At 54.5% G+C, this 23,178-nt stretch carries 19 protein-coding genes; 15 read left to right on the top strand and 4 right to left on the bottom strand.

The genetic code is table 11. From position 1 onward, the window contains the following. Window positions 1-43: 43 nt before the first annotated feature. Entirely contained in the window at window positions 44-3,175 is a 3,132-nt protein-coding gene (sbcC, locus tag WB237_RS12275) for an exonuclease subunit SbcC (protein WP_336213298.1), read from the bottom strand. After that, the gene (gene sbcD / locus WB237_RS12270) at window positions 3,172-4,377 is read right to left on the bottom strand and encodes an exonuclease subunit SbcD (RefSeq protein WP_336213296.1); all 1,206 of its coding nucleotides are present in this window, start codon (window positions 4,375-4,377) and stop codon (window positions 3,172-3,174) included. The genes sbcC and sbcD overlap by 4 nt, the downstream gene beginning before the upstream one ends. A 187-nt stretch (window positions 4,378-4,564) precedes the next feature. Between sbcD and phoB the strand changes: the two genes are divergently transcribed. The 8 genes from phoB to WB237_RS12230 all read left to right on the top strand — a co-directional run bounded on the left by phoB (window position 4,565) and on the right by WB237_RS12230 (window position 15,030). Then, the gene (gene phoB / locus WB237_RS12265) at window positions 4,565-5,254 is read left to right on the top strand and encodes a phosphate response regulator transcription factor PhoB (protein ID WP_003859122.1); all 690 of its coding nucleotides are present in this window, start codon (window positions 4,565-4,567) and stop codon (window positions 5,252-5,254) included. A gap of 21 nt (window positions 5,255-5,275) precedes the next feature. After that, complete coding sequence (phoR, locus tag WB237_RS12260) at window positions 5,276-6,571, top strand: phosphate regulon sensor histidine kinase PhoR (protein WP_336213294.1); 1,296 nt, start codon at window positions 5,276-5,278, stop codon at window positions 6,569-6,571. A gap of 409 nt (window positions 6,572-6,980) precedes the next feature. Further along, complete coding sequence (gene brnQ / locus WB237_RS12255) at window positions 6,981-8,300, top strand: branched-chain amino acid transporter carrier protein BrnQ (RefSeq protein WP_114977912.1); 1,320 nt, start codon at window positions 6,981-6,983, stop codon at window positions 8,298-8,300. 81 nt (window positions 8,301-8,381) lie between these two features. Continuing rightward, complete coding sequence (gene proY, locus WB237_RS12250) at window positions 8,382-9,755, top strand: proline-specific permease ProY (protein ID WP_316942389.1); 1,374 nt, start codon at window positions 8,382-8,384, stop codon at window positions 9,753-9,755. A 131-nt stretch (window positions 9,756-9,886) separates the two neighbouring features. Next, window positions 9,887-11,704, top strand: coding sequence for a maltodextrin glucosidase (gene malZ / locus WB237_RS12245; protein WP_336213289.1), 1,818 nt, complete (start codon window positions 9,887-9,889; stop codon window positions 11,702-11,704). Between the two features lie 200 nt (window positions 11,705-11,904). Continuing rightward, a complete protein-coding gene (locus tag WB237_RS12240) occupies window positions 11,905-12,546 on the top strand; it encodes a hydrolase (RefSeq protein WP_014069092.1) in 642 nt (213 codons plus the stop codon). A gap of 48 nt (window positions 12,547-12,594) precedes the next feature. Then, window positions 12,595-13,140 carry an antibiotic biosynthesis monooxygenase gene (locus WB237_RS12235; RefSeq protein ID WP_028017671.1) on the top strand — a complete coding sequence of 182 codons (546 nt, stop codon included), beginning with the start codon at window positions 12,595-12,597 and terminating at the stop codon, window positions 13,138-13,140. 21 nt (window positions 13,141-13,161) lie between these two features. Then, window positions 13,162-15,030 carry an amidohydrolase gene (locus tag WB237_RS12230; protein ID WP_336213285.1) on the top strand — a complete coding sequence of 623 codons (1,869 nt, stop codon included), beginning with the start codon at window positions 13,162-13,164 and terminating at the stop codon, window positions 15,028-15,030. A 45-nt stretch (window positions 15,031-15,075) separates the two neighbouring features. Here WB237_RS12230 and WB237_RS12225 read toward each other — a convergent pair whose 3' ends face one another. Both WB237_RS12225 and acpH read right to left on the bottom strand, forming a co-directional pair. Continuing rightward, the gene (locus WB237_RS12225) at window positions 15,076-15,678 is read right to left on the bottom strand and encodes a peroxiredoxin (protein WP_008503347.1); all 603 of its coding nucleotides are present in this window, start codon (window positions 15,676-15,678) and stop codon (window positions 15,076-15,078) included. Window positions 15,679-15,805: 127 nt separating this feature from the next. Continuing rightward, entirely contained in the window at window positions 15,806-16,387 is a 582-nt protein-coding gene (gene acpH, locus WB237_RS12220) for an ACP phosphodiesterase (protein ID WP_336213283.1), read from the bottom strand. Window positions 16,388-16,479: 92 nt separating this feature from the next. Here acpH and queA point away from each other — a divergent pair, with 92 nt between their 5' ends. From queA to WB237_RS12185, 7 genes are all read left to right on the top strand, one after another. Then, a complete protein-coding gene (gene queA, locus WB237_RS12215) occupies window positions 16,480-17,550 on the top strand; it encodes a tRNA preQ1(34) S-adenosylmethionine ribosyltransferase-isomerase QueA (RefSeq protein ID WP_336213281.1) in 1,071 nt (356 codons plus the stop codon). Window positions 17,551-17,603: 53 nt separating this feature from the next. Beyond that, the gene (gene tgt / locus WB237_RS12210) at window positions 17,604-18,731 is read left to right on the top strand and encodes a tRNA guanosine(34) transglycosylase Tgt (protein WP_028017667.1); all 1,128 of its coding nucleotides are present in this window, start codon (window positions 17,604-17,606) and stop codon (window positions 18,729-18,731) included. A 22-nt stretch (window positions 18,732-18,753) separates the two neighbouring features. Next, window positions 18,754-19,086: a preprotein translocase subunit YajC gene (yajC, locus tag WB237_RS12205; RefSeq protein ID WP_000007630.1), complete on the top strand. Its 333-nt coding sequence runs from the start codon at window positions 18,754-18,756 to the stop codon at window positions 19,084-19,086. Between the two features lie 27 nt (window positions 19,087-19,113). Beyond that, window positions 19,114-20,961 carry a protein translocase subunit SecD gene (secD, locus tag WB237_RS12200; protein WP_336213278.1) on the top strand — a complete coding sequence of 616 codons (1,848 nt, stop codon included), beginning with the start codon at window positions 19,114-19,116 and terminating at the stop codon, window positions 20,959-20,961. Window positions 20,962-20,971: 10 nt separating this feature from the next. Further along, the gene (gene secF, locus WB237_RS12195; RefSeq protein WP_336213276.1) at window positions 20,972-21,943 is read left to right on the top strand and encodes a protein translocase subunit SecF; all 972 of its coding nucleotides are present in this window, start codon (window positions 20,972-20,974) and stop codon (window positions 21,941-21,943) included. Window positions 21,944-22,082: 139 nt separating this feature from the next. After that, window positions 22,083-22,448 carry a VOC family protein gene (locus tag WB237_RS12190; protein WP_108090709.1) on the top strand — a complete coding sequence of 122 codons (366 nt, stop codon included), beginning with the start codon at window positions 22,083-22,085 and terminating at the stop codon, window positions 22,446-22,448. 14 nt (window positions 22,449-22,462) lie between these two features. After that, window positions 22,463-23,143 (top strand): helix-turn-helix transcriptional regulator, encoded by a 681-nt coding sequence (locus WB237_RS12185; protein WP_114977919.1) that lies wholly within the window; start codon window positions 22,463-22,465, stop codon window positions 23,141-23,143. Window positions 23,144-23,178: the final 35 nt, after the last annotated feature.

Below are 23,178 nucleotides of genomic sequence, written 5' to 3'. Positions count from 1 at the left end.
GAAGAGGGCCAGGGTGAGGGCACCAGACCGCACCTCCCCCCATTCACTCCACCGCATACTCTTTATCCAGCCTGCTGTATCCCAGCCCGTTGATCTTTTTCACTTTGATCTGCACCGGTATACGCTCTTTCATCGCCTCGACGTGGCTGATCACACCGATCGTTTTCCCGGTGGCGTTCAGCGCGTCGAGAGCATCCAGCGCGGTATCCAGCGTTTCGCTGTCGAGCGTGCCGAACCCTTCGTCCAGGAACAGCGAGTCGATCCGTGTTTTGTGACTCACCAGATCAGAAAGTGCCAGCGCCAGAGCCAGACTGACCAGGAAACTTTCGCCGCCAGAGAGCGTACGGGTGTCGCGCACGGCATCCGCCTGCCAGGTATCGACCACTTCCAGTTCCAGAGCATCGCTGGCTTTGCGCTGGAGCAGATAACGCCCGTGCAGGCGGTTAAGTTGCTGGTTAGCAAGCCAGACAAGATTATCCAGCGTCAGCCCCTGGGCGAACTTACGGAACTTGTCGCCGGTACTGGAGCCGATAAGCGCATTCAGGTACCCCCAGTCGTCTGCCAGACGGCTGGCCTCTTCAATTTGCTGCATTAAAGCCAGTTGGTGCAGGCGGCTATCGCTATCCTGCTTAAGCTGCTGGCGGATTTCTCCCTGCCGCGTGGTGTTCTCACGAAGCTGCTGCGTCAGGTGTTGTAGCTGGATTTGCAGGCCTGGTGCATCGGTGTCGAGTCCTTCTGGCTGAAGTGCCTGGTGCGCCTGCAACTGTTGGTTTGCCTGTCCGGACAGGGCGGCGGCCTGCTGTATCTGGTTTTCCAGCGAGTGTTTCAGTTGTTCGAGGTGGCGGAGGGTGCTCTCCTCCAGTAGCGCTGCAAGGAACGCGTCCTGATCGGCAAAGCAGCTTGCCGACAGTGCCTGGGCGAACTGCGCCTGTGAGTGCTGCAGGCGCTCACGCTCCAGTGTTTCCTGCTGCTGTTGTGCCGCCAGTTGGCTCTGCAGAGACACGCATTCGTCGTGGATTGCGCGCCAGTCGTCAGGAATGGCGGGTTCGGTCTCTTCGCTGTTGGTAACCGGAAGTGCGTCAAGCAGTGGTTTCAGGGCGTTTATACGTTCCTGAATCGCACCCTGGTGTGTCTGTTTCTCCTGCCACTGCGCGAATTCCGTTTCACGGACGTTCAGCCAGGTGGCCTCAGTACCTTCTTCAGGTACGCTGAGTGAAAGAGCGACGAGGGCGCTTTCCAGCCCCTGACGCGTTGTCGCCAGTTGCTGCTGATACTGGCGTTCCTGCACTTCCAGTTCGTTGAGCTGGTTTTGCAGTGTCAGACGCTGGCTGAGCTGATAAAGCTGGCGTTCATAGTGCTCCTGTTCGCTCATCCAGACGGCAATATCTTCCTGAATATTCAGCGAAATATTTAATACCGCGCAAACCTCCAGCCACTCTTTAGTGAGTGCTTGCTCTTCCTGGGAGAGTGTCTGCGCTTCGCCTGTCTCGCGCTGGATCTGTTGAGTCAGGGCATTAACCTGGCCCAGGACCAGCAGTCCTTCCTCTTTTAGCGAGGCGACTTCTTTTTCCAGGGCATCACGACGGCGCTGATTGTCAGTCAGTTCAAGCGCTTGATATTTCTCCACGGCGGGATGTTCGCTGGAGCCGCACAGTGGACAGGGTTTACCTGCCTCAAGCTGAGAACGATAGCTTTCCAGATCTTTAATCGTCGCTTCGCGTTCACACAGGGACTTCAGGTCCAGGTAGTGCTGGTTTTTCTCTTTGTATTGCTGGCGACGTAGCGTCAGTGTTTCATTGAGTTTTACCTGCTCAGCCTGTGCTTTCTGCACGCTTTCACCGTTCTGATGCAGGCGTTTTTGTAGCGGCTGATAGCGGGCATGGAGCGAGGTCAGACGTTGACGCATCGTTCGTGACTGCGCTTGTTGTTCCATCGCTACTGCAACCTCATCCGCCGTCAGCGTCAGGGTTGTTTCCGGCAGGGAGGCCCGTTTATGGCGTAATTCAGTGAGGCGGACGGTCAGGGCAGTAAGCTGATTTTTATCACGGCCAAGCTGAGCGAAGTGCGCTCGCCAGCCTGCCATTTCCTGTCCCCATAAGCGGAATCGATCATGTTCTGCCTGCCACTGCGTCAGAACCGTTAATTCAGTCTGCAACTGCTCATGGGTACGAATGGCGGTATTACGGATACGCGAGCGCAGCGCGGTTTTATCTTGTAAGCGAGTATTTACTTCGATAATTCGCTGCTGGGTTTGAGCCAGACGCGAGGCTTGCTCTTGCTGGTGCTCCCAAAGCGGTCGAAGCTGAGCGGCGGGTTGAGCAAGCTGGAGCTTTGCCAGGTCAGGCGCGGCGTCGGTCAGCGCCTGCTGTGCCTGCTGTTGTAACACGCTTACGCGCTGTTGCTCGCGAAGAAGCTCATCATGGCGCGTAAGCCACTGATAATCTTTCTGCTGGCGCTGTTGCTGTGCCAGCAGTGTTTTCTCTTCGTCAGTAAGTGCCTGCAAACTTTGCTGTAACTGCTGCTGTTGCTCTTCGCTCAACAGCACCACACCCGCTGCCTGTGCCTCCCGCATTTCAAGTACGTTTCGGGCGGCTTTGTGTTTCTCAAATATCCTGGCGGAAATCTGGCCATAGATCTCGGTTCCGGTCAGTTCTTCCAGAAGCTCTGCGCGATCGCTCGGTTTGGCATTGAGGAAAGCGGCAAACTGCCCCTGAGAGAGCAGCATTGAACGGGTAAATCGGCCATAGTCCAGCCCGGTGAGCGCGGCGGTTTGCTCCAGTTTATCTGTCACTTTGTCGGCGAGAATCTTGCCATCTTCGCAGCGAGCCAGTTCCACTCGCGGTGCTTGTAGGTTCCCGTCTGGCTGATTACGCGCCCGGTTCTGGCTCCAGAAGGCGCGGTAGGCGGTACCTTTTACTTCAAACTCAACCTCGGCAAGACACTCGGCGGTATCACGCGTCATCAGATCGTTTTGCGCCTGAGACACTTTTTGCAGACGCGGCGTTTCGTGATAGAGCGCCAGACAGATGGCGTCGAGCAGGGTGGTCTTGCCTGCACCGGTCGCACCGGTAATGGCAAACAGCCCGTTGCTGGCAAAGGGCTCAGCGGTAAAGTCAATTTTCCACTCGCCCTTGAGTGAGTTGAGGTTTTTCAGGCGCAGGCTCAGGATTTTCATGCGTTCTCCTCCTCGTTATTCAGCGCGTGGAGCGTATGGGCGAACAGCTCGTTCAGCCGGGCGCGTTTTGCATCATCCATCTCTTCCTGGGCCAGTCGGCGTTCAAAAACCTCTTCGACCTTAAGTTCACTCAGCGTTTCGCGCTGAGCACTCAGCAGGATTTTTTCGCGCTGCTCGCGACTACGGCGTACCAGTAAAACCTCGACAGGAAGCTCTTCCGTCAGCGCCTGAATTTTTCGCTGCATATCATGCAGATAGTCGTCTGTCGTGATTTCGATATCCAGCCAGACGGGGGGATTAAGCGCAGTACCACGCCACTGTTCAAGCTGGGAGGTGATGGCATCAAGGTCACCCTTCAGCACCGCCAGCGGCTGGGTGACAGGGACCTCCAGCGTTTCGACGGCGCTGAGTTTACCTCCGTTAAAACTCACCAGATGCACAGATTTGGCTTTACCTGTCTCATCAAAACTCAGCGAAATGGGCGAGCCACAATAGCGAATGTGTTCGCAGCCACCGATCATCTGCGCGCGGTGAATATGCCCAAGCGCAATGTAGTCGGCAGGCGGGAAATTTTGCGCCGGGAACGCATCCAGCGTACCAATATAGATGTCACGTACGGCGTCACTTTTACTGGCCCCGACGGTGGTGAGATGCCCGGTCGCAATCACCGGAATGAGCTGTTCGCCGCGCAAGGTACAGGCATCGGTATATTGTTGGTGATAATAGTCAGTGATGCTCTGCAACAGATGCTGCTGTTTTTCTCCGCCGGACATCCCGGCCTGGCTCTGCACGATATCGCGTGGGCGCAGGAAGGGAACCGGGCACAACACCGCCCCCGGCGTACCGTCACGTTTTTTCAGGATCTGCGGCGCATGCCCGGCACTGGCCACCACGGTAGTGTTCAGGAAGGCCAGGATGTCGCGGGATTCATTCAGCGTGGCGACGGAGTCGTGATTACCGGCGACAATCACCAGATGGCAGCCTGTTTGCTGCAGATTTACCACGAAGCGGTTGTACAGCTCACGCGCATAGCTTGGCGGCGAGCCGGTGTCGAAAATGTCACCCGCGACAATAATCGCATCCACTTCGCGCGATCGGGCAGTATCCAGCAGCCAGTTCAGGAACGCTTCATGCTCCGCTGCCCTGCTTTTGCTGTAAAAGTTTTGACCCAGATGCCAGTCCGAAGTGTGAAGTATGCGCATAGGAGATCCGTGGCGAAAAAAGATGTTGGCGATTATAAACATTCAGGGGGCGGAAAATAACCGCTGTAATAAAACAACAGTTTGCCATTTATGGTGGTAAGGTTTTTCATAAATCTGTCATAAATCTGACGCATAATGACGCCGCATTACAAACTTGTAACTTAAATAAGATAAGACAGGGCAAAGTATGGCGAGACGTATTCTGGTCGTAGAAGATGAAGCTCCAATTCGTGAAATGGTGTGCTTCGTGCTCGAACAAAATGGCTTCCAGCCGGTTGAAGCGGAAGATTATGACAGCGCGGTGAACCAGTTGAATGAGCCCTGGCCCGATCTGATTCTGCTCGACTGGATGTTGCCCGGCGGCTCTGGACTGCAGTTTATCAAACACATTAAACGTGAAGCGATGACCCGCGATATCCCCGTTGTCATGCTGACGGCGCGTGGTGAAGAAGAAGATCGCGTGCGTGGGCTTGAAACGGGTGCCGATGATTACATTACTAAGCCGTTCTCCCCGAAAGAGCTGGTTGCTCGTATCAAAGCCGTAATGCGCCGCATTTCACCGATGGCGGTGGAAGAGGTGATTGAGATGCAAGGTCTGAGCCTTGACCCGACCTCACACCGTGTCATGACGGGCGAAAATCCGCTCGACATGGGGCCTACCGAATTTAAACTTCTGCACTTCTTTATGACTCACCCGGAACGCGTGTACAGCCGCGAACAGTTGCTGAATAACGTCTGGGGAACTAACGTATATGTCGAAGACCGGACGGTTGACGTCCATATCCGCCGCCTGCGAAAAGCGCTGGAACTGAGCGGCCACGATCGCATGGTGCAGACGGTCCGCGGCACGGGTTATCGTTTTTCTACCCGTTTCTGAACAATGACAGGAGTGTGACGCGTGCTGGAACGTCTGTCATGGAAAAGGCTCGTCTTTGAACTGATCTTATGTTGTATTCCGGCCTTCATTCTGGGGGCCTTTCTTGGATATCTGCCGTGGTTTCTGCTGGCCTCGGTCACCGGACTGCTGATCTGGCATTTCTGGAACCTGTTACGCCTCTCCTGGTGGCTATGGGTTGACCGAAGTATGACACCGCCGCCGGGAAGCGGCAGTTGGGAACCGCTGCTTTACGGTTTGCATCAGATGCAGATGCGTAATAAAAAGCGCCGCCGCGAACTGGGAAGCCTGATCAAGCGTTTTCGCAGCGGGGCGGAGTCGCTCCCGGATGCGGTCATTCTGACGACCGAAGAAGGGACTATCTTCTGGTGTAATGGTCTTGCGCAACAGTTGCTGGGGTTGCGCTGGCCGGATGATAATGGCCAGAATATCCTCAACCTTCTGCGTTATCCTGAATTTGCGCAGTATCTGAAAAAGCGTGATTTTACCGGTCCACATAATCTGAAACTCAATAATGGTCGCCATCTGGAAATCCGCGTGATGCCATACAGCGATCAGCAGTGGCTGATGGTGGCGCGCGATGTCACCCAGATGCACCAGCTGGAAGGCGCGCGACGCAACTTCTTCGCGAACGTGAGCCACGAATTACGTACCCCATTGACCGTACTTCAGGGTTACCTGGAGATGATGCAGGAGCAAACGCTTGAAGGTGCGCCACGTGAAAAAGCGCTGCACACCATGCGCGAGCAAACGCACCGTATGGAAGGTCTGGTGAAACAGCTGTTGACGCTATCGAAGATCGAAGCGGCGCCAACGCTTGCGCTGAATGACACCATTGATGTCCCCATGATGCTGCGGGTGGTGGAGCGTGAAGCACAAACGTTAAGCCATAAGAAGCACCACCTGATCTTTGAGGTCGACAATACGCTGAAGGTTTTGGGCAGTGAAGATGAGCTGCGCAGCGCCATTTCCAACCTGGTGTATAACGCGGTGAATCATACGCCGGAAGGGACGGAGATCGTGGTGCGCTGGCAGCATACCCCTACGGGCGCTGAATTTAGCGTCGAGGATAATGGTCCGGGGATTGCTCCGGAGCACATCCCGCGTCTGACCGAACGCTTCTATCGCGTGGATAAGGCGCGATCGCGACAGACAGGGGGAAGCGGTCTGGGGCTGGCGATTGTAAAACATGCCGTCAATCACCATGAAAGCCGCCTCGATATTCAGAGTACCCTGGGTAAGGGAACCCGCTTTAGTTTCGTGATCCCGGAACGATTAATTGCCAAAAAGATCGCCTGATAACGGGTGTGTCATTTTACCTTTCCACGGGTCAGCGTTTGCTGGCCCGTTTGCTTTGCAGTCAAACGAAACGCGAATGAATTTTATACGGCTGGCTGTTTTTTGTTCGCATGATTAGCCATGGGTTTTTCTGATAATTAGCGTATTGTGCTGGTGTGTATTTTCATGCTGGCATATTGTTCTGGTTTTACGATCCCACCTTGCCTTTAAACGTTATAAGCGTTTAAATTGCGCCCCAGATACTGTCAGACCGACTGTATTTGCGTGGTAAATCGAAAAACTATTCTTCTCCACGCCAGGACGGGAGCATTTCCCGCTGAAATTGAGCAATTTTTCGGCTGTATCTTCCCACCAGGGAAATCGAAAAACTCAATGTTTTCAACACCACATCCACAGGCAGTAAGGTTTTATGACCCATCACTTAAAATCGCGTGACATCATCGCGCTGGGCTTTATGACATTTGCGCTGTTCGTTGGCGCAGGCAACATCATTTTCCCTCCAATGGTTGGCTTACAGGCGGGTGAACACGTCTGGACTGCCGCATTTGGTTTCCTGATTACTGCTGTGGGTTTGCCGGTACTGACCGTTATCGCCCTGGCGAAAGTGGGTGGCGGTGTTGATAGCCTCAGCACCCCGATCGGCAAAGTGGCGGGTGTTCTGCTGGCAACCGTCTGCTATCTGGCTGTTGGGCCACTGTTTGCGACCCCCCGCACGGCAACCGTTTCCTTCGAAGTGGGTATTGCTCCTCTGACGGGTGACGGCGCGATGCCGCTGTTTATCTACAGCCTGATCTACTTCGCGATTGTGATTCTGGTTTCCCTCTATCCGGGCAAGCTGCTGGATACCGTCGGTAACTTCCTGGCTCCGCTGAAAATTGTGGCGCTGATTGTGCTGGCGGTTGCGGCGATTGTCTGGCCGGCAGGCCCGATTAGTGATGCCATGGATGCCTACAAAAACGCCGCGTTCTCCAACGGTTTCGTGAACGGCTACCTGACGATGGATACGCTGGGCGCAATGGTGTTTGGTATCGTCATCGTTAACGCCGCGCGTTCCCGTGGTGTGACCGAAGCACGTCTGCTGACCCGCTACACCATCTGGGCTGGCCTGATGGCCGGTGTGGGCCTGACGCTGCTCTATCTGGCGTTGTTCCGTCTGGGTTCCGATAGCGCTATGCTGGTTGATCAAAACGCGAATGGCGCGGCTATTCTGCATGCTTATGTTCAGCACACCTTCGGCGGTGCAGGCAGTATGCTGCTGGCGGCGCTCATCTTCCTGGCATGTCTGGTGACGGCCGTTGGCCTGACCTGCGCCTGTGCGGAGTTCTTTGCGCAGTATCTGCCGCTCTCTTACCGCGCACTGGTATTTATTCTCGGCATCTTCTCCATGGCGGTGTCAAACCTCGGTCTGAGCCACCTGATTCAGGTCTCTATTCCGGTGCTGACGGCTATCTACCCGCCATGTATCGTGCTGGTGGTATTGAGCTTTACTCGTCCGTGGTGGAACAACTCCTCACGAATTATTGCGCCAGCCATGTTTATCAGCCTGATTTTTGGTATCCTTGACGGGATTAAAGCATCAGCTTTCGCAGAAATTTTGCCAGCCTGGACACAGCGTCTGCCGCTGTCCGAACAAGGCCTGGCCTGGCTGATGCCTACCGTTGTTGCACTGGTTCTGGCGGTTATCTGGGATCGTGCTGCAGGGCGTCAGGTCGCATCGAACGCTCATTAATCAACGGCAACAAACTGTTTAACCACGGGGCTTAAGGCCCCGTGGTTTTTTGTTTTTTTCGTGTTGAATGGCAAGATTTAAATGGAAAGCACTAACAAACTTAAACGTGGGCTGAGCACGCGCCACATCCGCTTTATGGCGCTGGGCTCCGCTATCGGTACCGGTCTTTTTTATGGCTCGGCAGATGCCATTAAAATGGCCGGTCCAAGCGTGCTGTTGGCCTACATCATCGGCGGTGTGGCAGCCTATATCATCATGCGTGCCCTCGGGGAGATGTCGGTTCACAATCCCTCAGCCAGTTCGTTCTCCCGTTACGCGCAGGAAAACTTAGGTCCGCTGGCCGGGTTTATTACCGGCTGGACCTATTGCTTTGAAATCCTGATTGTGGCGATTGCCGATGTGACCGCGTTTGGTATCTATATGGGGGTCTGGTTCCCGGCAGTACCGCACTGGATTTGGGTGCTGAGCGTGGTGCTGATCATCTGCGCGGTTAACCTGATGAGCGTGAAAGTCTTTGGTGAACTGGAGTTCTGGTTCTCTTTCTTTAAGGTCGCCACCATTATCATCATGATTGTCGCCGGTTTTGGGATCATCATCTGGGGGATTGGTAACGGCGGTCAGCCGACCGGTATCCATAACCTCTGGAGCAACGGCGGCTTCTTCAGTAATGGCTGGCTCGGCATGGTGATGTCGCTACAGATGGTGATGTTTGCCTACGGCGGTATTGAGATTATCGGTATTACCGCCGGGGAAGCGAAAGATCCTGAGAAGTCGATTCCGCGCGCCATCAACTCGGTGCCGATGCGTATTCTGGTGTTCTATGTGGGTACGCTGTTCGTGATCATGTCCATCTACCCGTGGAACCAGGTGGGCACTAACGGTAGCCCGTTTGTACTGACCTTCCAGCATATGGGCATTGCGTTTGCTGCCAGTATTCTGAACTTTGTGGTGCTGACTGCGTCGCTTTCCGCGATCAACAGTGACGTCTTTGGCGTGGGGCGTATGCTGCACGGCATGGCGGAGCAGGGCAGTGCGCCAAAGGTATTTGCCAAAACATCACGTCGCGGTACGCCGTGGGTCACCGTGGTGGTGATGACCGTCGCACTGCTGTTCTCGGTTTACCTGAACTACATCATGCCGGAAAACGTCTTCCTGGTGATTGCGTCGCTGGCAACCTTCGCGACGGTGTGGGTGTGGATTATGATCCTGCTGTCACAGGTTGCATTCCGCCGTCGTCTGTCTCCGGATGAGGTGAAAGCGCTGAAGTTCAAAGTGCCGGGCGGTGTGGCAACGACCGTGGTTGGCCTGCTCTTCCTGGTCTTTATCATCGCCCTGATTGGCTACCATCCGGATACCCGTATTTCCTTATACGTCGGCTTCGCGTGGATCGTCCTGCTACTGGTGGGCTGGATGTTTAAATGCCGCCGTGACCGTCAGCTGGCGGAAGCACAGTAAAGTTAATGCCCGACGATGTCGGGCATTTTTTCTCCTCCCCCATCCTCCTCCCCCAATAAACCGCATCATGATGAGCTAACCTTAATCACCCTGTGGCAAGGTGACGTCAATTTCATCAAAGGGGATTCGTGATGTTAAACGCCTGGCACCTTCCGGTTGCCCCATTTGTTAAGCAAAACAAAGACAACCTTGTGATTACGCTCTGGCTGACGGGGGAAAATCAGCCTGAACGCGTGACGCTACGCGCCGAAGTGGATAACGAAGAGACCGCGCTGAAAATGCACAAACAGCGTAGCCAGCCGCAGCCGGGGATCACGGCCTGGCGGGCAAATATCGACTTGCGCAGCGGGCAGCCACGCCGTCGCTACAGTTTCAAACTGCTGTGGAACAACCGTCAGCTGTGGTTTACCCCGCAGGGGTTTAGCCGTTTCCCTCCGGCTCGTCTTGAGCAGTTTGCCGTTGATTACCCGGATAACGGACCGCAATGGGTTAACGATCAGGTCTTTTACCAGATTTTCCCGGACCGCTTTGCCCGCAGTGAAAAACGCACTGCTGACCAGGATAAGATCTATCACCACCATGCTGCGGGCCATGACATTATCCTGAAAGCGTGGGATGAACCCCTGACCGCGCAGGCGGGCGGTTCGACGTTCTACGGCGGCGATCTCGACGGTATCAGCGAAAAGCTGCCGTACCTGAAAAAGCTCGGCGTGACGGCGCTGTATCTCAACCCGGTGTTTAAAGCTCCGAGCGTACACAAATACGATACCGAAGATTATCGCCACGTTGACGCGCAGTTTGGCGGCGATGAGGCGTTATTGCGCCTGCGGCAGAACACCAGAAATGAAGGCATGCGCCTGATTCTGGACGGTGTGTTTAATCACAGCGGAGATTCACACGCGTGGTTTGACCGTCATAATCAGTCAATGAGCGGAGCATGCCATAACCCGGATTCACCGCAGAGAAGCTGGTATAGCTTTAATGAGGAGGGACGTGCGCTGGACTGGCTGGGTTATCCGAGCCTGCCGAAGCTGGATTTCCAGTCACCTTCTCTGATCGATGAAATCTACGGTGGTGAAGACAGCATTGTGCGCCACTGGCTGAAAGCACCGTGGAATATGGATGGCTGGCGCCTGGATGTGGTGCACATGCTGGGCGAAGCGGGCGGGGCGCGGAACAATATTCAACACGTCGCGGGTATTACCCGCTCTGCAAAAGTGGCTCAGCCAGAGGCATTTGTATTTGGCGAACATTTTGGCGATGCGCGCCAGTGGCTGCAGGCCGATGCGGAAGATTCGGCGATGAACTATCGAGGCTTTACCTTCCCGCTATGGGGATTCCTGGCGAATACCGATATTTCCTACGATCCGAATCACATTGATGCCGAAACCTGTATGGCGTGGATGGATAATTACCGCGCCGGTCTGTCGCATCAGCAGCAACTGAGAATGTTTAATCAGCTGGATAGCCACGATACGGCGCGCTTTAAATCCCTGCTTGGCAAGGATGTGGCACGTCTGCCGCTGGCCGTTACCTGGCTCTTCACATGGCCTGGCGTACCCTGTATTTACTACGGTGATGAAGTGGGGCTGGATGGTAACAACGATCCATTCTGCCGCAAAACCTTCCCGTGGCAGCCAGCGAAACAGGACAAGGTGCTGTTCGGCCTTTATCAGCGAATGGCGAAGTTACGTAAACAGAACCTGGCATTACGCTATGGCGGCTGCCTGGTGGTGTACGCCCACGATAACGTAGTGGTGTTTGTCCGTGTTTATAACCAGCAGCGTGTGCTGGTGGCGATTAACCGGGGTGAGGCCTGTGAAGTGGTGCTGGATGACTCCCCATTGCTGCACGTGAAGGCGTGGCAATGTAAGGAGGGTAAAGGGACTCTCCAGGAAGGCATACTCTCATTACCTGCAATTTCAGCTTCCATCTGGTTCGGTAATTAATCACTGTCTGCAACCGGTACGGTGTACGGGTTGCAGAATATTTCCCTGTGTTGTTCGGTTTTATTCAACAGAGGGGACAAATATCTTTACTATCCGCTCAGTCAATTCTCGCTATACTCAATTTGCTTTATCAGTCAGGGCCCTTTCTCATATAGCACACCGAATGTTTACTTTTAACCCATTGTTTAAAAGGTACTTTTATGTCTATTCGTGAACTGATTGATCCATCCAATTCCGCACTGATTTTTATCGATCACCAACCGCAAATGTCCTTTGGTGTCGCTAATATTGACCGTCAATTGCTGAAGAATAATACGGTAGCACTGGCGAAAGCCGGCAAAATTTTTGATGTTCCTGTTATTTACACGTCGGTCGAAACGAAAAGCTTCAGCGGCTATATCTGGCCAGAATTGCTGGCGGTTCATCCGGATGTTAAACCCATTGAACGTACCTCGATGAACTCCTGGGAAGACGATGCGTTTGTTGCGGCAGTTAAAGCAACGGGCCGTAAGAAACTTATCATCTCAGCCCTGTGGACCGAGGTTTGCCTGACTTTCCCGGCGCTGATGGCGCTCGACGAAGGCTTCGAAGTGTACGTGGTAACCGATACGTCCGGCGGTACATCCGTTGATGCGCACGAACGAGCGATTGACCGTATGGTTCAGGCCGGGGCCGTACCGGTGACCTGGCAGCAGGTGTTGCTTGAGTACCAGCGCGACTGGTCACGCAAAGGCACTTACGACGCGGTAATGGACCTGGTTCGCGAGCACAGCGGGGCTTATGGCATGGGCGTTGATTATGCCTACACCCTCGTTCATGGCGCGCCAGAACGTAAAGCGTAAACCTTTCAGGGCGGGGTTCTCCCGCCCATCAATGACCAGGGAGCTTTTATGGCGCAAACATCACATGTGACGCTGGTGATTACTCACACGTTACTTCCGGGACAGGCTGAGCACTACGAACAGTGGCTTGGCAGGATCATGCCCATCGCGGCGGAATTTCCCGGCCATCTGGGCGCAAACGTAATCCGCCCGTCCGAAGGGCAAAACCTGTGGACGGTGATCATCCGCTTCGACACCCTCGAACACCTCTATGAGTGGACTCAGTCTGATACCCGCAATGCGCTGGTGAAAGAGATTGAACCGCTGCTGGCGGAAGGCGACAAAACCGAAGTGCGTACGGAACCTGCATTCTGGTTTACGCCACCGGAGACACACGTACGTAAGCCAAAACAGTGGAAACAGTTTCTGATCACGCTCCTGGTGATCTTTCCCAGCACCAATCTGGTACCACAGGTGACTGGCGCGCTGCTTCCTGGCCTGAAAGGCTCATTGCTGCTGCATTTGATTAACGATGCCTGTGTGGTCGCGCTGGTGGTCTGGCTGTGGATGCCCATCGTGACCCGTCTGTTTGCCGGATGGCTAAAAAAAGCCTGATTCGGCTGAAAGGAGTACGTTATGTCTCAAACTGCCACACTGATCTTAACTAAGGGTAAGATCCATACACTCGATCGTGAAAATCCGCTTACCGAGGCGGTAGCGATCGCCAACGGCAAGATCCTTGCTACGGGTAATCACGATCGCATCATGAGTTATGCGACGCAGGGAACGCAGATCGTCGATTTACAGGGAAGCACGGTAATCCCCGGCCTGAACGATTCTCACCTGCACCTGATCCGCGGCGGGCTCAATTACAACCTGGAGCTGCGCTGGGAAGGTGTTCCTTCACTGGTGGATGCGTTGCGCATGCTTAAAGTTCAGGCCGACCGCACACCGTCACCACAGTGGGTGCGTGTTGTCGGCGGCTGGAGCGAATTTCAGTTTGCTGAACGTCGGATGCCAACCATCGAAGAACTCAATGAGGCGGCACCGGATACCCCGGTATTTGTCCTGCATCTCTACGATCGCGCGCTGCTCAACCGTGCAGCGTTGAAAGCTGTCGGGTATACCAAAGAGACTCCGAACCCACCGGGCGGCGAGATTGTGCGCGATAACAACGGTAACCCGACCGGGATGCTGATCGCCAAACCCAATGCAATGATCCTCTACGCCACACTGGCAAAAGGGCCGAAACTGCCGATTGAGCAGCAGGTGAACTCTACGCGCCAGTTTATGCGCGAGCTGAACCGCCTGGGATTGACCAGCGCAATTGATGCAGGGGGCGGTTTCCAGAACTACCCGGAAGATTACGAGGTAATTGCTGAGCTGCACGCCAAAGAGCAGATGACTGTGCGCATTGCTTACAACCTCTTTACCCAGCGCCCGAAACAGGAACTGGACGATTTTGAGCGCTGGACAGATATGCTCAAACCGGGTCAGGGAACGGATTTCTATCGCGCGAACGGGGCCGGTGAGATGCTGGTCTTCTCGGCGGCGGATTTCGAGGATTTCCTTCAGCCGCGTCCGGATCTGCCGGAAGGAATGGAAGACGAACTGGAGCGTGTGGTGCGTCATCTGGTGGAAAACCGCTGGCCGTTCCGCCTGCACGCGACTTACGACGAATCCATCAGTCGGATGCTGGATGTGTTCGAGAAAGTGAACCGCGATATCCCGTTCAACGGGCTGCACTGGTTCTTCGACCATGCAGAAACCATTACCGAGCGCAATATCGAACGCGTTAAGGCGTTGGGCGGTGGGATTGCGGTCCAGCACCGCATGGCATTCCAGGGCGAGTACTTTGTCGACCGCTATGGCAAAGAGGCGGTGAAGCACACGCCACCAGTGGCGAAAATGCTGGAACTGGAGGTGCCGGTTGGGTTAGGTACGGACGCGACCCGCGTGGCGAGCTATAACCCGTGGACGGCGCTCTACTGGCTGGTATCCGGGCGTACCGTGGGTGGGCTTGCGATGTATGACGATAATAACCGTCTGCCGCGTGACGTAGCTCTTGAGCTGTGGACGGCAGGCAGTGCGTGGTTTTCCAGCGAGCAGGGTAAAAAAGGTCGCCTGGTCGAAGGGCAACTGGCGGACCTGGTGGTGCTGTCGAAAGACTACTTCAGCGTGCCGGAAGAGGAGATCAAAGGTATTGAATCGGTACTGACCGTGGTGGATGGCAAGGTGGTGTATGCCGCCGGACATTTCAGCCCACTGTCGCCACCGCCAATTCCGGTTGTGCCAGAGTGGTCGCCTGTGGTGAAGGTACCCGGACATTATCGCTCCGCACCGCCAGCCGCAAGTAAAGTGGGCGCGGTGGTACAGATGCACCAGTGCATCGGGAGTTGTGGCGTGCATGGGCATGCGCACGGTATTGCGCGCCAGTCGGATATTCCTGTCTCCGATGAGCAGGCATTCTGGGGCGTGTTAGGGTGTTCGTGCTTCGCGTTCTAAAACAAAAGGCCCGCATAAGCGGGCCTTTTTCGTAAACCGTGCCGATTACAGGCTGGATACGTTCTCAGACAGGTATTTCGCTACGCCGTCTGGAGAGGCAGCCATACCTTCTTTACCTTTTTCCCACTGAGCCGGGCACACTTCACCGTGCTCTTCGTGGAACTGCAGCGCGTCAACCATACGCAGCATTTCGTCGATGTTACGACCCAGTGGCAGATCGTTCACAACCTGGTGACGAACGATGCCGTTTGCGTCGATCAGGAAAGAACCACGCAGTGCAACGCCAGCGTCCGGATGTTCGATACCGTAAGCCTGCTGGATTTCGCGTTTGATGTCCGCAACCATTGCGTATTTCACCGCACCGATGCCGCCTTTGTCGACAGGGGTGTTACGCCATGCGTTGTGTACAAATTCAGAGTCGAAGGAGACGCCAACAACTTCTACGCCACGCTTCTGGAATTCTTCATAACGTTTGTCGAACGCGATCAGCTCAGATGGGCAAACGAAAGTGAAGTCCATTGGCCAGAAGAACAGAACGGTCGCTTTACCGTTGGTGTGCTGTTTGAAGTTGAAGTTTTCAACGATTTCACCGTTGCCCAGAACTGCTGCAGCTGTAAAATCCGGAGCCGGACGAGTTACCAGAACCATATGATTCTCCTGTAGATACTAAGGTTATTTGGAACGCAACGCGAGCCAGTATAGAGAGTGTTCATGGATAAGACAAAGAGGTGGTGACAATCGTTCCGCCAGCTTTTACCTATCAATGCGAATTCTGTCAGAGCTGTTTGTTTTTCGCCTGCGCCATCATGCGCGGATAGAATTGCCAGAACCGGGTCTCCAGCGCATCGTAATGTTCATCCAGGTCATACCAGGAGTCGCGCAGCGCATCCAGGCGCGGTCGGCGACTGGCCATCCCATTTAACACATTCTGAATGAAATCCATCTCGCGATAGCGCTCCAGCCAGCGTTCTGACCACAGGTAGTTATTCAGATTCACAAAGCGCGGCGGCGAGTCGGGCAAAATGATTGACACCTGCTGGTGGGCATAGCGCACAAAATCCGGTAATGGCAACTCCGGCGAGAGTAGTGCCCAGTGGCGCGACAGGAAATGATCCCACATCACATCAAGCGTGATCGGCGCAACGCGGCGTGTTTCGGGGCGAAACCACGCTTTAGCTTCCGTTACTTCTGGCAAGTTATCTGTCAGTACGTCGATACGGCGATGCATAAAAATACCGTCGACGATCTCAGGGGAATAGTTTTCAGCGGGGTTACCGCGCACGAAATCGGCCAGCAAATTACCGGAAAGGGAGCTGTCAGCGAGGTGGGCGAGATGCAGGTGAGCGAGAAAATTCATGCGTTTTATTTGTCCGGGGGTGGCTAGTTGTTGCAGCAAAAGGGTGTGAGCACTAGACTATGCCGCCTGTTTTTAAGTCACGAGTATACGTCATGCGCGTCGCCGATTTCTCCTTTGAACTACCTGAATCCCTGATTGCTCACTATCCAATGCCTGAGCGCAGTAGCTGTCGTTTGCTGTCACTGGATGGGCCAACGGGCGATCTGACGCACGGTACTTTCACCGATTTGCTCGACAAGCTCAACCCAGGCGATCTGCTGGTCTTTAACAATACCCGCGTGATCCCGGCGCGCCTGTTCGGGCGTAAAGCCAGCGGCGGCAAGATTGAAGTGCTGGTCGAACGTATGCTCGATGATAAACGTATTCTGGCACATATTCGCGCCTCTAAGGCACCCAAGCCGGGTGCAGAACTGCTGCTCGGTGATGACGAGAGCATCAAAGCGACCATGATCGCGCGCCACGATGCGCTGTTCGAGGTGGAATTCGATGACGAGCGTTCTGTGCTCGACATTCTGAATGCTATCGGCCACATGCCGTTGCCGCCGTACATTGAGCGTCCGGACGAAGAGGCCGACCGCGAGCTGTACCAGACTGTCTATAGCCAGAAACCTGGCGCAGTTGCCGCGCCGACCGCGGGTCTGCACTTTGATGAACCGCTGCTGGAAAAACTGCGTGCAAAAGGTGTTGAGATGGCGTTCGTGACGCTGCACGTTGGCGCGGGTACCTTCCAGCCGGTGCGCGTGGACAGCATCGAAGATCACATCATGCACTCCGAGTATGCCGAAGTACCGCAGGACGTGGTGGATGCTGTTCTGGCGGCGAAAGGCCGGGGGAGCCGCGTGATTGCCGTCGGTACTACCTCTGTGCGTTCGCTTGAGAGCGCCGCACAGGCCGCGAAGAACGATCTTATCGAACCGTTCTTTGGCGATACGCAGATCTTTATCTACCCGGGCTACCAGTACAAAGTGATTGACGCGCTGGTGACCAACTTCCATCTGCCTGAATCCACTCTGATTATGCTGGTGTCTGCATTTGCGGGTTATCAGCATACGATGAATGCCTACAAGTCTGCGGTAGAACAAAAATATCGCTTTTTTAGCTACGGGGACGCGATGTTTATCACGTACAATCCGCAGGCTTTGAATGAGCGTGTCGGGGAATAAGTCCGCGGCACCGTTTTACAACGTTGGACTGTTTTTCTGACGTCGGAGAAAAAATGAAATTTGAACTCGATACCACCGATGGCCGCGCGCGTCGCGGTCGCCTGGTGTTTGATCGCGGTGTGGTGGAAACCCCCGCGTTTATGCCTGTGGGCACCTACGGCACCGTAAAAGGGATGACGCCGGAAGAAGTGGAAGCCACTGGCGCACAGATTATCCTCGGCAACACCTTCCACCTGTGGCTGCGTCCGGGTCAGGAGATCATGAAGCTCCACGGTGATCTGCACGACTTCATGCAGTGGAAAGGCCCAATCCTGACCGACTCCGGCGGTTTCCAGGTCTTCAGCCTGGGTGATATTCGCAAGATCACCGAGCAGGGCGTACACTTCCGTAACCCGATCAACGGCGATCCTATTTTCCTCGATCCAGAAAAATCGATGGAGATTCAGTACGATCTCGGTTCTGACATCGTCATGATCTTCGACGAATGTACACCGTATCCGGCCGACTGGGATTACGCTAAACGCTCTATGGAGATGTCTTTGCGTTGGGCGAAGCGTAGCCGCGACCGTTTTGACTCCCTGGAGAACAAAAATGCGCTGTTCGGCATTATTCAGGGCAGTGTTTACGAAGATTTACGTGATATCTCTGTTAAAGGTCTGGTAGAGATAGGTTTTGATGGCTACGCTGTCGGCGGTTTGGCTGTGGGTGAGCCGAAGGAAGACATGCATCGCATTCTTGAGCATGTCTGCCCGCAAATCCCGGCAGATAAACCCCGTTACCTGATGGGTGTGGGTAAACCAGAAGATCTGGTTGAAGGTGTACGTCGCGGCATTGATATGTTCGACTGCGTGATGCCAACCCGTAACGCGCGTAATGGTCATCTGTTTGTTACCGATGGCGTGGTGAAAATCCGTAACGCGAAGCATAAGAGTGACACCAGTCCGCTCGATGCCGAGTGCGATTGCTATACCTGTCGCAATTATTCTCGCGCGTATCTGCATCATCTCGATCGTTGTAATGAGATTTTGGGTGCGCGTCTCAATACCATTCATAACCTTCGCTATTATCAGCGCTTAATGGCTGGTTTACGCAAGGCTATCGAAGAGGGTAAATTAGAGAGCTTCGTGACCGATTTCTACCAACGTCAGGGTCGAACCGTTCCACCTTTGAACGTTGATTAATTTTAATAATGAGGGAATTTGAATGAGCTTTTTTATTTCTGATGCGGTAGCGGCAACAGGTGCTCCGGCGCAGGGCAGCCCGATGTCTCTGATTCTGATGCTGGTTGTGTTCGGTCTGATCTTCTACTTCATGATCCTGCGCCCACAGCAAAAGCGTACCAAAGAGCACAAAAAGCTGATGGACTCCATCGCGAAAGGCGATGAAGTGCTGACCAACGGTGGTCTGGTGGGTCGCGTAACCAAAGTGGCTGAAAGCGGCTACATTGCTATCGCGCTGAACGACACCACTGAAGTGGTTATCAAACGTGACTTCGTAGCTGCCGTTCTGCCGAAAGGCACTATGAAGGCGCTGTAATCCCAACTTTTCCCAAAGGGAACTGCCGTGTTAAACCGTTATCCTTTGTGGAAGTACATCATGCTGGTCGTCGTGATTCTCGTCGGCCTGCTGTACGCGCTTCCCAACCTGTATGGTGAGGATCCGGCTGTTCAAATCACTGGCGCGCGCGGTGTCGCCGCCAGTGAGCAAACGCTGATCCAGGTCCAGAAAACGTTACAAGAAGAAAAAATTACCGCTAAGTCTGTGGCTCTGGAAGAGGGTGCAATTCTTGCTCGCTTCGACACCACCGACACGCAGCTCCGCGCCCGTGAAGCGCTGATGGGCGTGCTGGGTGATAAATATGTCGTGGCGCTTAACCTTGCTCCTGCAACCCCTCGTTGGCTGGCTGCACTGAACGCAGAGCCAATGAAGCTCGGTCTTGACCTGCGTGGTGGCGTTCACTTCCTGATGGAAGTGGATATGGATACCGCGCTGGGCAAACTGCAGGAACAGAATATCGACAGCCTGCGTAGCGATCTGCGTGAAAAAGGCATCGCGTACACTACCGTGCGTAAAGAAGATAACTACGGTATGAGCATCACGTTCCGCGACAGCGCGGCGCGCGATCAGGCTGTAACTTACCTGTCTCAGCGTCACCGCGATCTGGTGATCACCTCTTCAGGCAGCAACCAGCTGCGCGCGGTGATGACCGATGCGCGTCTGAGTGAAGCGCGTGAATACGCCGTTCAGCAGAACATCAACATTCTGCGTAACCGTGTAAACCAACTGGGTGTGGCTGAGCCTCTGGTACAGCGCCAGGGTGCTGACCGTATCGTGGTCGAACTGCCAGGTATCCAGGATACCGCACGTGCGAAAGAGATTCTGGGTGCGACCGCAACGCTGGAATTCCGTCTGGTTAACTCCAACGTTGATCAGTCCGCTGCCGCCGCAGGACGTATTCCGGGTGACTCCGAAGTGAAACAGACCCGCGAAGGTCAGCCTGTTGTGCTGTACAAACGCGTGATCCTGACCGGTGACCACATCACTGACTCCACTTCCAGCCAGGACGAATACAACCAGCCGCAGGTTAACATCTCGCTGGATAGCGCGGGTGGTAACATCATGTCTAACTTCACCAAGGACAACATCGGCAAACCGATGGCGACCCTGTTCGTGGAGTACAAAGACAGCGGTAAGAAAGATGCCAATGGCCGTGCAGTGCTGGTGAAAGAGGAAGAGGTGATTAACATCGCCAACATCCAGTCTCGTCTGGGTAACAGCTTCCGTATTACCGGTATTAGCAACCCGAACGAAGCGCGTCAGCTCTCCCTGCTGCTGCGTGCCGGTGCGCTGATTGCACCAATCCAGATTGTTGAAGAACGTACCATTGGTCCAACCCTGGGTATGCAGAACATCAAACAGGGTCTGGAAGCATGTCTGGCCGGTCTGGTGGTTTCTATCCTGTTCATGATCTTCTTCTATAAGAAGTTTGGTCTGATCGCGACGTCCGCGCTGCTGGCGAACCTGGTGATGATCATCGGCATTATGTCCCTGCTGCCGGGGGCGACGCTGACCATGCCGGGTATTGCGGGGATCGTTCTGACCCTTGCGGTGGCGGTCGACGCCAACGTACTGATCAACGAACGTATCAAAGAAGAGTTGAGCAACGGTCGCTCTGTGCAGCAGGCGATTGAAGAAGGCTATAAAGGGGCGTTCAGCTCCATCTTCGATGCGAACGTAACAACACTGATTAAGGTTCTTATCCTGTATGCAGTGGGTACTGGCGCGATCAAAGGCTTTGCGATTACTACCGGTATCGGTGTTGCAACGTCGATGTTTACCGCTATTGTCGGCACCCGTGCCATCGTGAACCTGCTGTACGGCGGCAAGCGCGTCAAAAAGCTGTCTATCTGAGGAGTGCGTTGTGGCACAGGAATATACTGTTGAACAATTGAACCACGGCCGTAAAGTCTGGGACTTTATGCGCTGGGACTACTGGGCCTTCGGCATTTCAGGTTTTCTGCTGATTCTGTCCATCGTCATTATGGGCGTGAAAGGCTTTAACTGGGGACTCGATTTTACCGGTGGTACGGTAATTGAAATCTCCCTGGAAAAACCGGTCGATATGGACCAGATGCGCGAATCGCTGCAGAAGGCGGGCTTTGAAGAGCCACTGCTGCAGAACTTCGGCAGCAGCCGCGACATCATGGTGCGTATGCCGCCAGTGCATGATGCCAACGGCAGCCAGGAGCTGGGCAGCAAGGTTGTTAGCGTGATTAACGAAACAACCAGCCAGAATGCGACGGTTAAGCGTATTGAGTTCGTCGGCCCAAGCGTGGGTGCAGACCTTGCCCAAACGGGTGCAATGGCCCTGCTGGTGGCGCTGATCTCCATCCTGATTTACGTTGGATTCCGCTTCGAGTGGCGACTGGCAGCAGGTGTGGTTATCGCGCTGGCGCACGACGTGGTGATCACCATGGGTGTACTGTCTCTGTTCCACATTGAGATTGACCTGACGATCGTGGCATCGCTGATGTCCGTTATCGGTTACTCACTGAACGACAGTATCGTGGTATCTGACCGTATTCGTGAAAACTTCCGTAAGATCCGTCGCGGTACGCCGTACGAAATCTTTAACGTGTCGTTGACCCAGACGTTGCACCGTACCTTGATCACATCCGGTACCACCTTGATGGTGATCCTGATGTTGTATCTCTTCGGTGGTCCGGTGCTGGAAGGCTTCTCGCTGACCATGTTGATCGGTGTGTCTATCGGTACGGCGTCATCTATTTACGTCGCATCCGCACTGGCACTGAAACTCGGCATGAAGCGCGAGCACTTGCTCCAGCAGAAAGTCGAGAAAGAAGGGGCGGATCAGCCGTCAATTCTGCCGTAAGACGTTTATCGCGTTATCGAAATCCCGGTCTGATGACCGGGATTTTTTTTATCTGCTCCTGACAAACACTCCTGACAGTATGCTGTCAGGAGCCCTGTCGTAGACTCTTTTCGAACCCAAACAACAGTCAGGAGGATGTATGAAAAGTGTAATTAACTGGTTTGAAATCCCGGTCACGGATATGGATCGCGCGATTACGTTTTATGAGCCAGTGATGCAGGTTTCGTTAAAACGCGAGAAAATGGACTGCGCTGAGCTGGCCGTTTTCCCGCATGAGGATCCGGGTACCGGCGGAGCGCTGGCAAAATTTGAGGGCATTGTACCGTCTCACGAAGGCGCTATTATCTACCTGCATACTGACAATCTGCCAGCCACGCTCGATCGTATCGTTACCGCAGGCGGTGAGTGTGTATTCGGCCCACTGGAATTACCTCGTGGGATTGGCACTATCGCATTGTTTACCGACAGCGAAGGTAATCGCGTCGGTCTCCACCAACCTGCCTGAGAGTTAACGAAGATATGACCCGACGCGCTGACCGTTTGTTTCAGATTGTGCAGATCCTGCGGGGCAGGCGTCTGACAACGGCAGCGCATCTGGCGGACAGGCTTGGCGTGTCTGAGCGGACGGTCTACCGCGACATCCGCGACTTGTCACTTTCCGGCGTGCCGGTGGAGGGCGAGGCGGGAAGCGGCTATCGGCTGATGTCGGGTTTTGATTTACCGCCGCTGATGCTGACAAACAAGGAGTCAGAGGCGTTAATGGTGGCGATTCGCCTGCTCAAAACCTGGGGAGGAGAATCGCTGTCGCGCGAGCTGGAGTCGGCTCAGGAGAAGGTGTTAGCAATTCTGCCTGAGGAGAGTCGTCGAAAGGCGGAGCAGACGCGGATCTACGCCCCGGATTTTTGCATGCAAAGCCACTCCCGCAGCGATTTTGACATGATTCATCAGGCAATTTCCGCTCAGCGCGTGTTGGCGTTGCATTACCGCGACGAAGTTGGGCAGCTCTCACAGCGTGACGTTCAGCCGTTAGGATTGTTCTTCTGGGGTGAGCGCTGGCTGCTGGCGGCGTGGTGTGAGCGGCGCGATGACTATCGCTGTTTCCGGCTCGACAGATGTCTCAACATTGTGATGACGGAGAGGCGATTTAGCGAGAGTGCTGACAAGTCTTTGGCCGATTTTTTGCGGAAGGTTAAGCAGTAAAAAAGCCAGCTCCTGAGCTGGCTTTTTGCCTGGCG

It is taken from the genome of Enterobacter sp. P82, assembly GCF_037053385.1.
In the GTDB taxonomy this organism is placed as follows: domain Bacteria; phylum Pseudomonadota; class Gammaproteobacteria; order Enterobacterales; family Enterobacteriaceae; genus Enterobacter.
The sequence above is the reverse complement of the archived record's forward strand: the minus strand, read 5'-3'. Positions and strand labels throughout refer to the sequence as shown.

Bases quoted from the DNA above. Each gene is read 5' to 3' on its own strand.
- acpH (WP_336213283.1), bottom strand. From the start codon at position 16,387: ATGAATTTTCTCGCTCACCTGCATCTCGCCCACCTCGCTGACAGCTCC.
- WB237_RS12225 (WP_008503347.1), bottom strand. From the start codon at position 15,678: ATGGTTCTGGTAACTCGTCCGGCTCCGGATTTTACAGCTGCAGCAGTT.
- WB237_RS12235 (WP_028017671.1), top strand. From the start codon at position 12,595: ATGGCGCAAACATCACATGTGACGCTGGTGATTACTCACACGTTACTT.
- brnQ (WP_114977912.1), top strand. From the start codon at position 6,981: ATGACCCATCACTTAAAATCGCGTGACATCATCGCGCTGGGCTTTATG.
- phoB (WP_003859122.1), top strand. From the start codon at position 4,565: ATGGCGAGACGTATTCTGGTCGTAGAAGATGAAGCTCCAATTCGTGAA.
- tgt (WP_028017667.1), top strand. From the start codon at position 17,604: ATGAAATTTGAACTCGATACCACCGATGGCCGCGCGCGTCGCGGTCGC.
- proY (WP_316942389.1), top strand. From the start codon at position 8,382: ATGGAAAGCACTAACAAACTTAAACGTGGGCTGAGCACGCGCCACATC.
- WB237_RS12185 (WP_114977919.1), top strand. From the start codon at position 22,463: ATGACCCGACGCGCTGACCGTTTGTTTCAGATTGTGCAGATCCTGCGG.
- malZ (WP_336213289.1), top strand. From the start codon at position 9,887: ATGTTAAACGCCTGGCACCTTCCGGTTGCCCCATTTGTTAAGCAAAAC.
- WB237_RS12240 (WP_014069092.1), top strand. From the start codon at position 11,905: ATGTCTATTCGTGAACTGATTGATCCATCCAATTCCGCACTGATTTTT.
- WB237_RS12230 (WP_336213285.1), top strand. From the start codon at position 13,162: ATGTCTCAAACTGCCACACTGATCTTAACTAAGGGTAAGATCCATACA.
- WB237_RS12190 (WP_108090709.1), top strand. From the start codon at position 22,083: ATGAAAAGTGTAATTAACTGGTTTGAAATCCCGGTCACGGATATGGAT.
- sbcC (WP_336213298.1), bottom strand. From the start codon at position 3,175: ATGAAAATCCTGAGCCTGCGCCTGAAAAACCTCAACTCACTCAAGGGC.
- yajC (WP_000007630.1), top strand. From the start codon at position 18,754: ATGAGCTTTTTTATTTCTGATGCGGTAGCGGCAACAGGTGCTCCGGCG.
- queA (WP_336213281.1), top strand. From the start codon at position 16,480: ATGCGCGTCGCCGATTTCTCCTTTGAACTACCTGAATCCCTGATTGCT.
- sbcD (WP_336213296.1), bottom strand. From the start codon at position 4,377: ATGCGCATACTTCACACTTCGGACTGGCATCTGGGTCAAAACTTTTAC.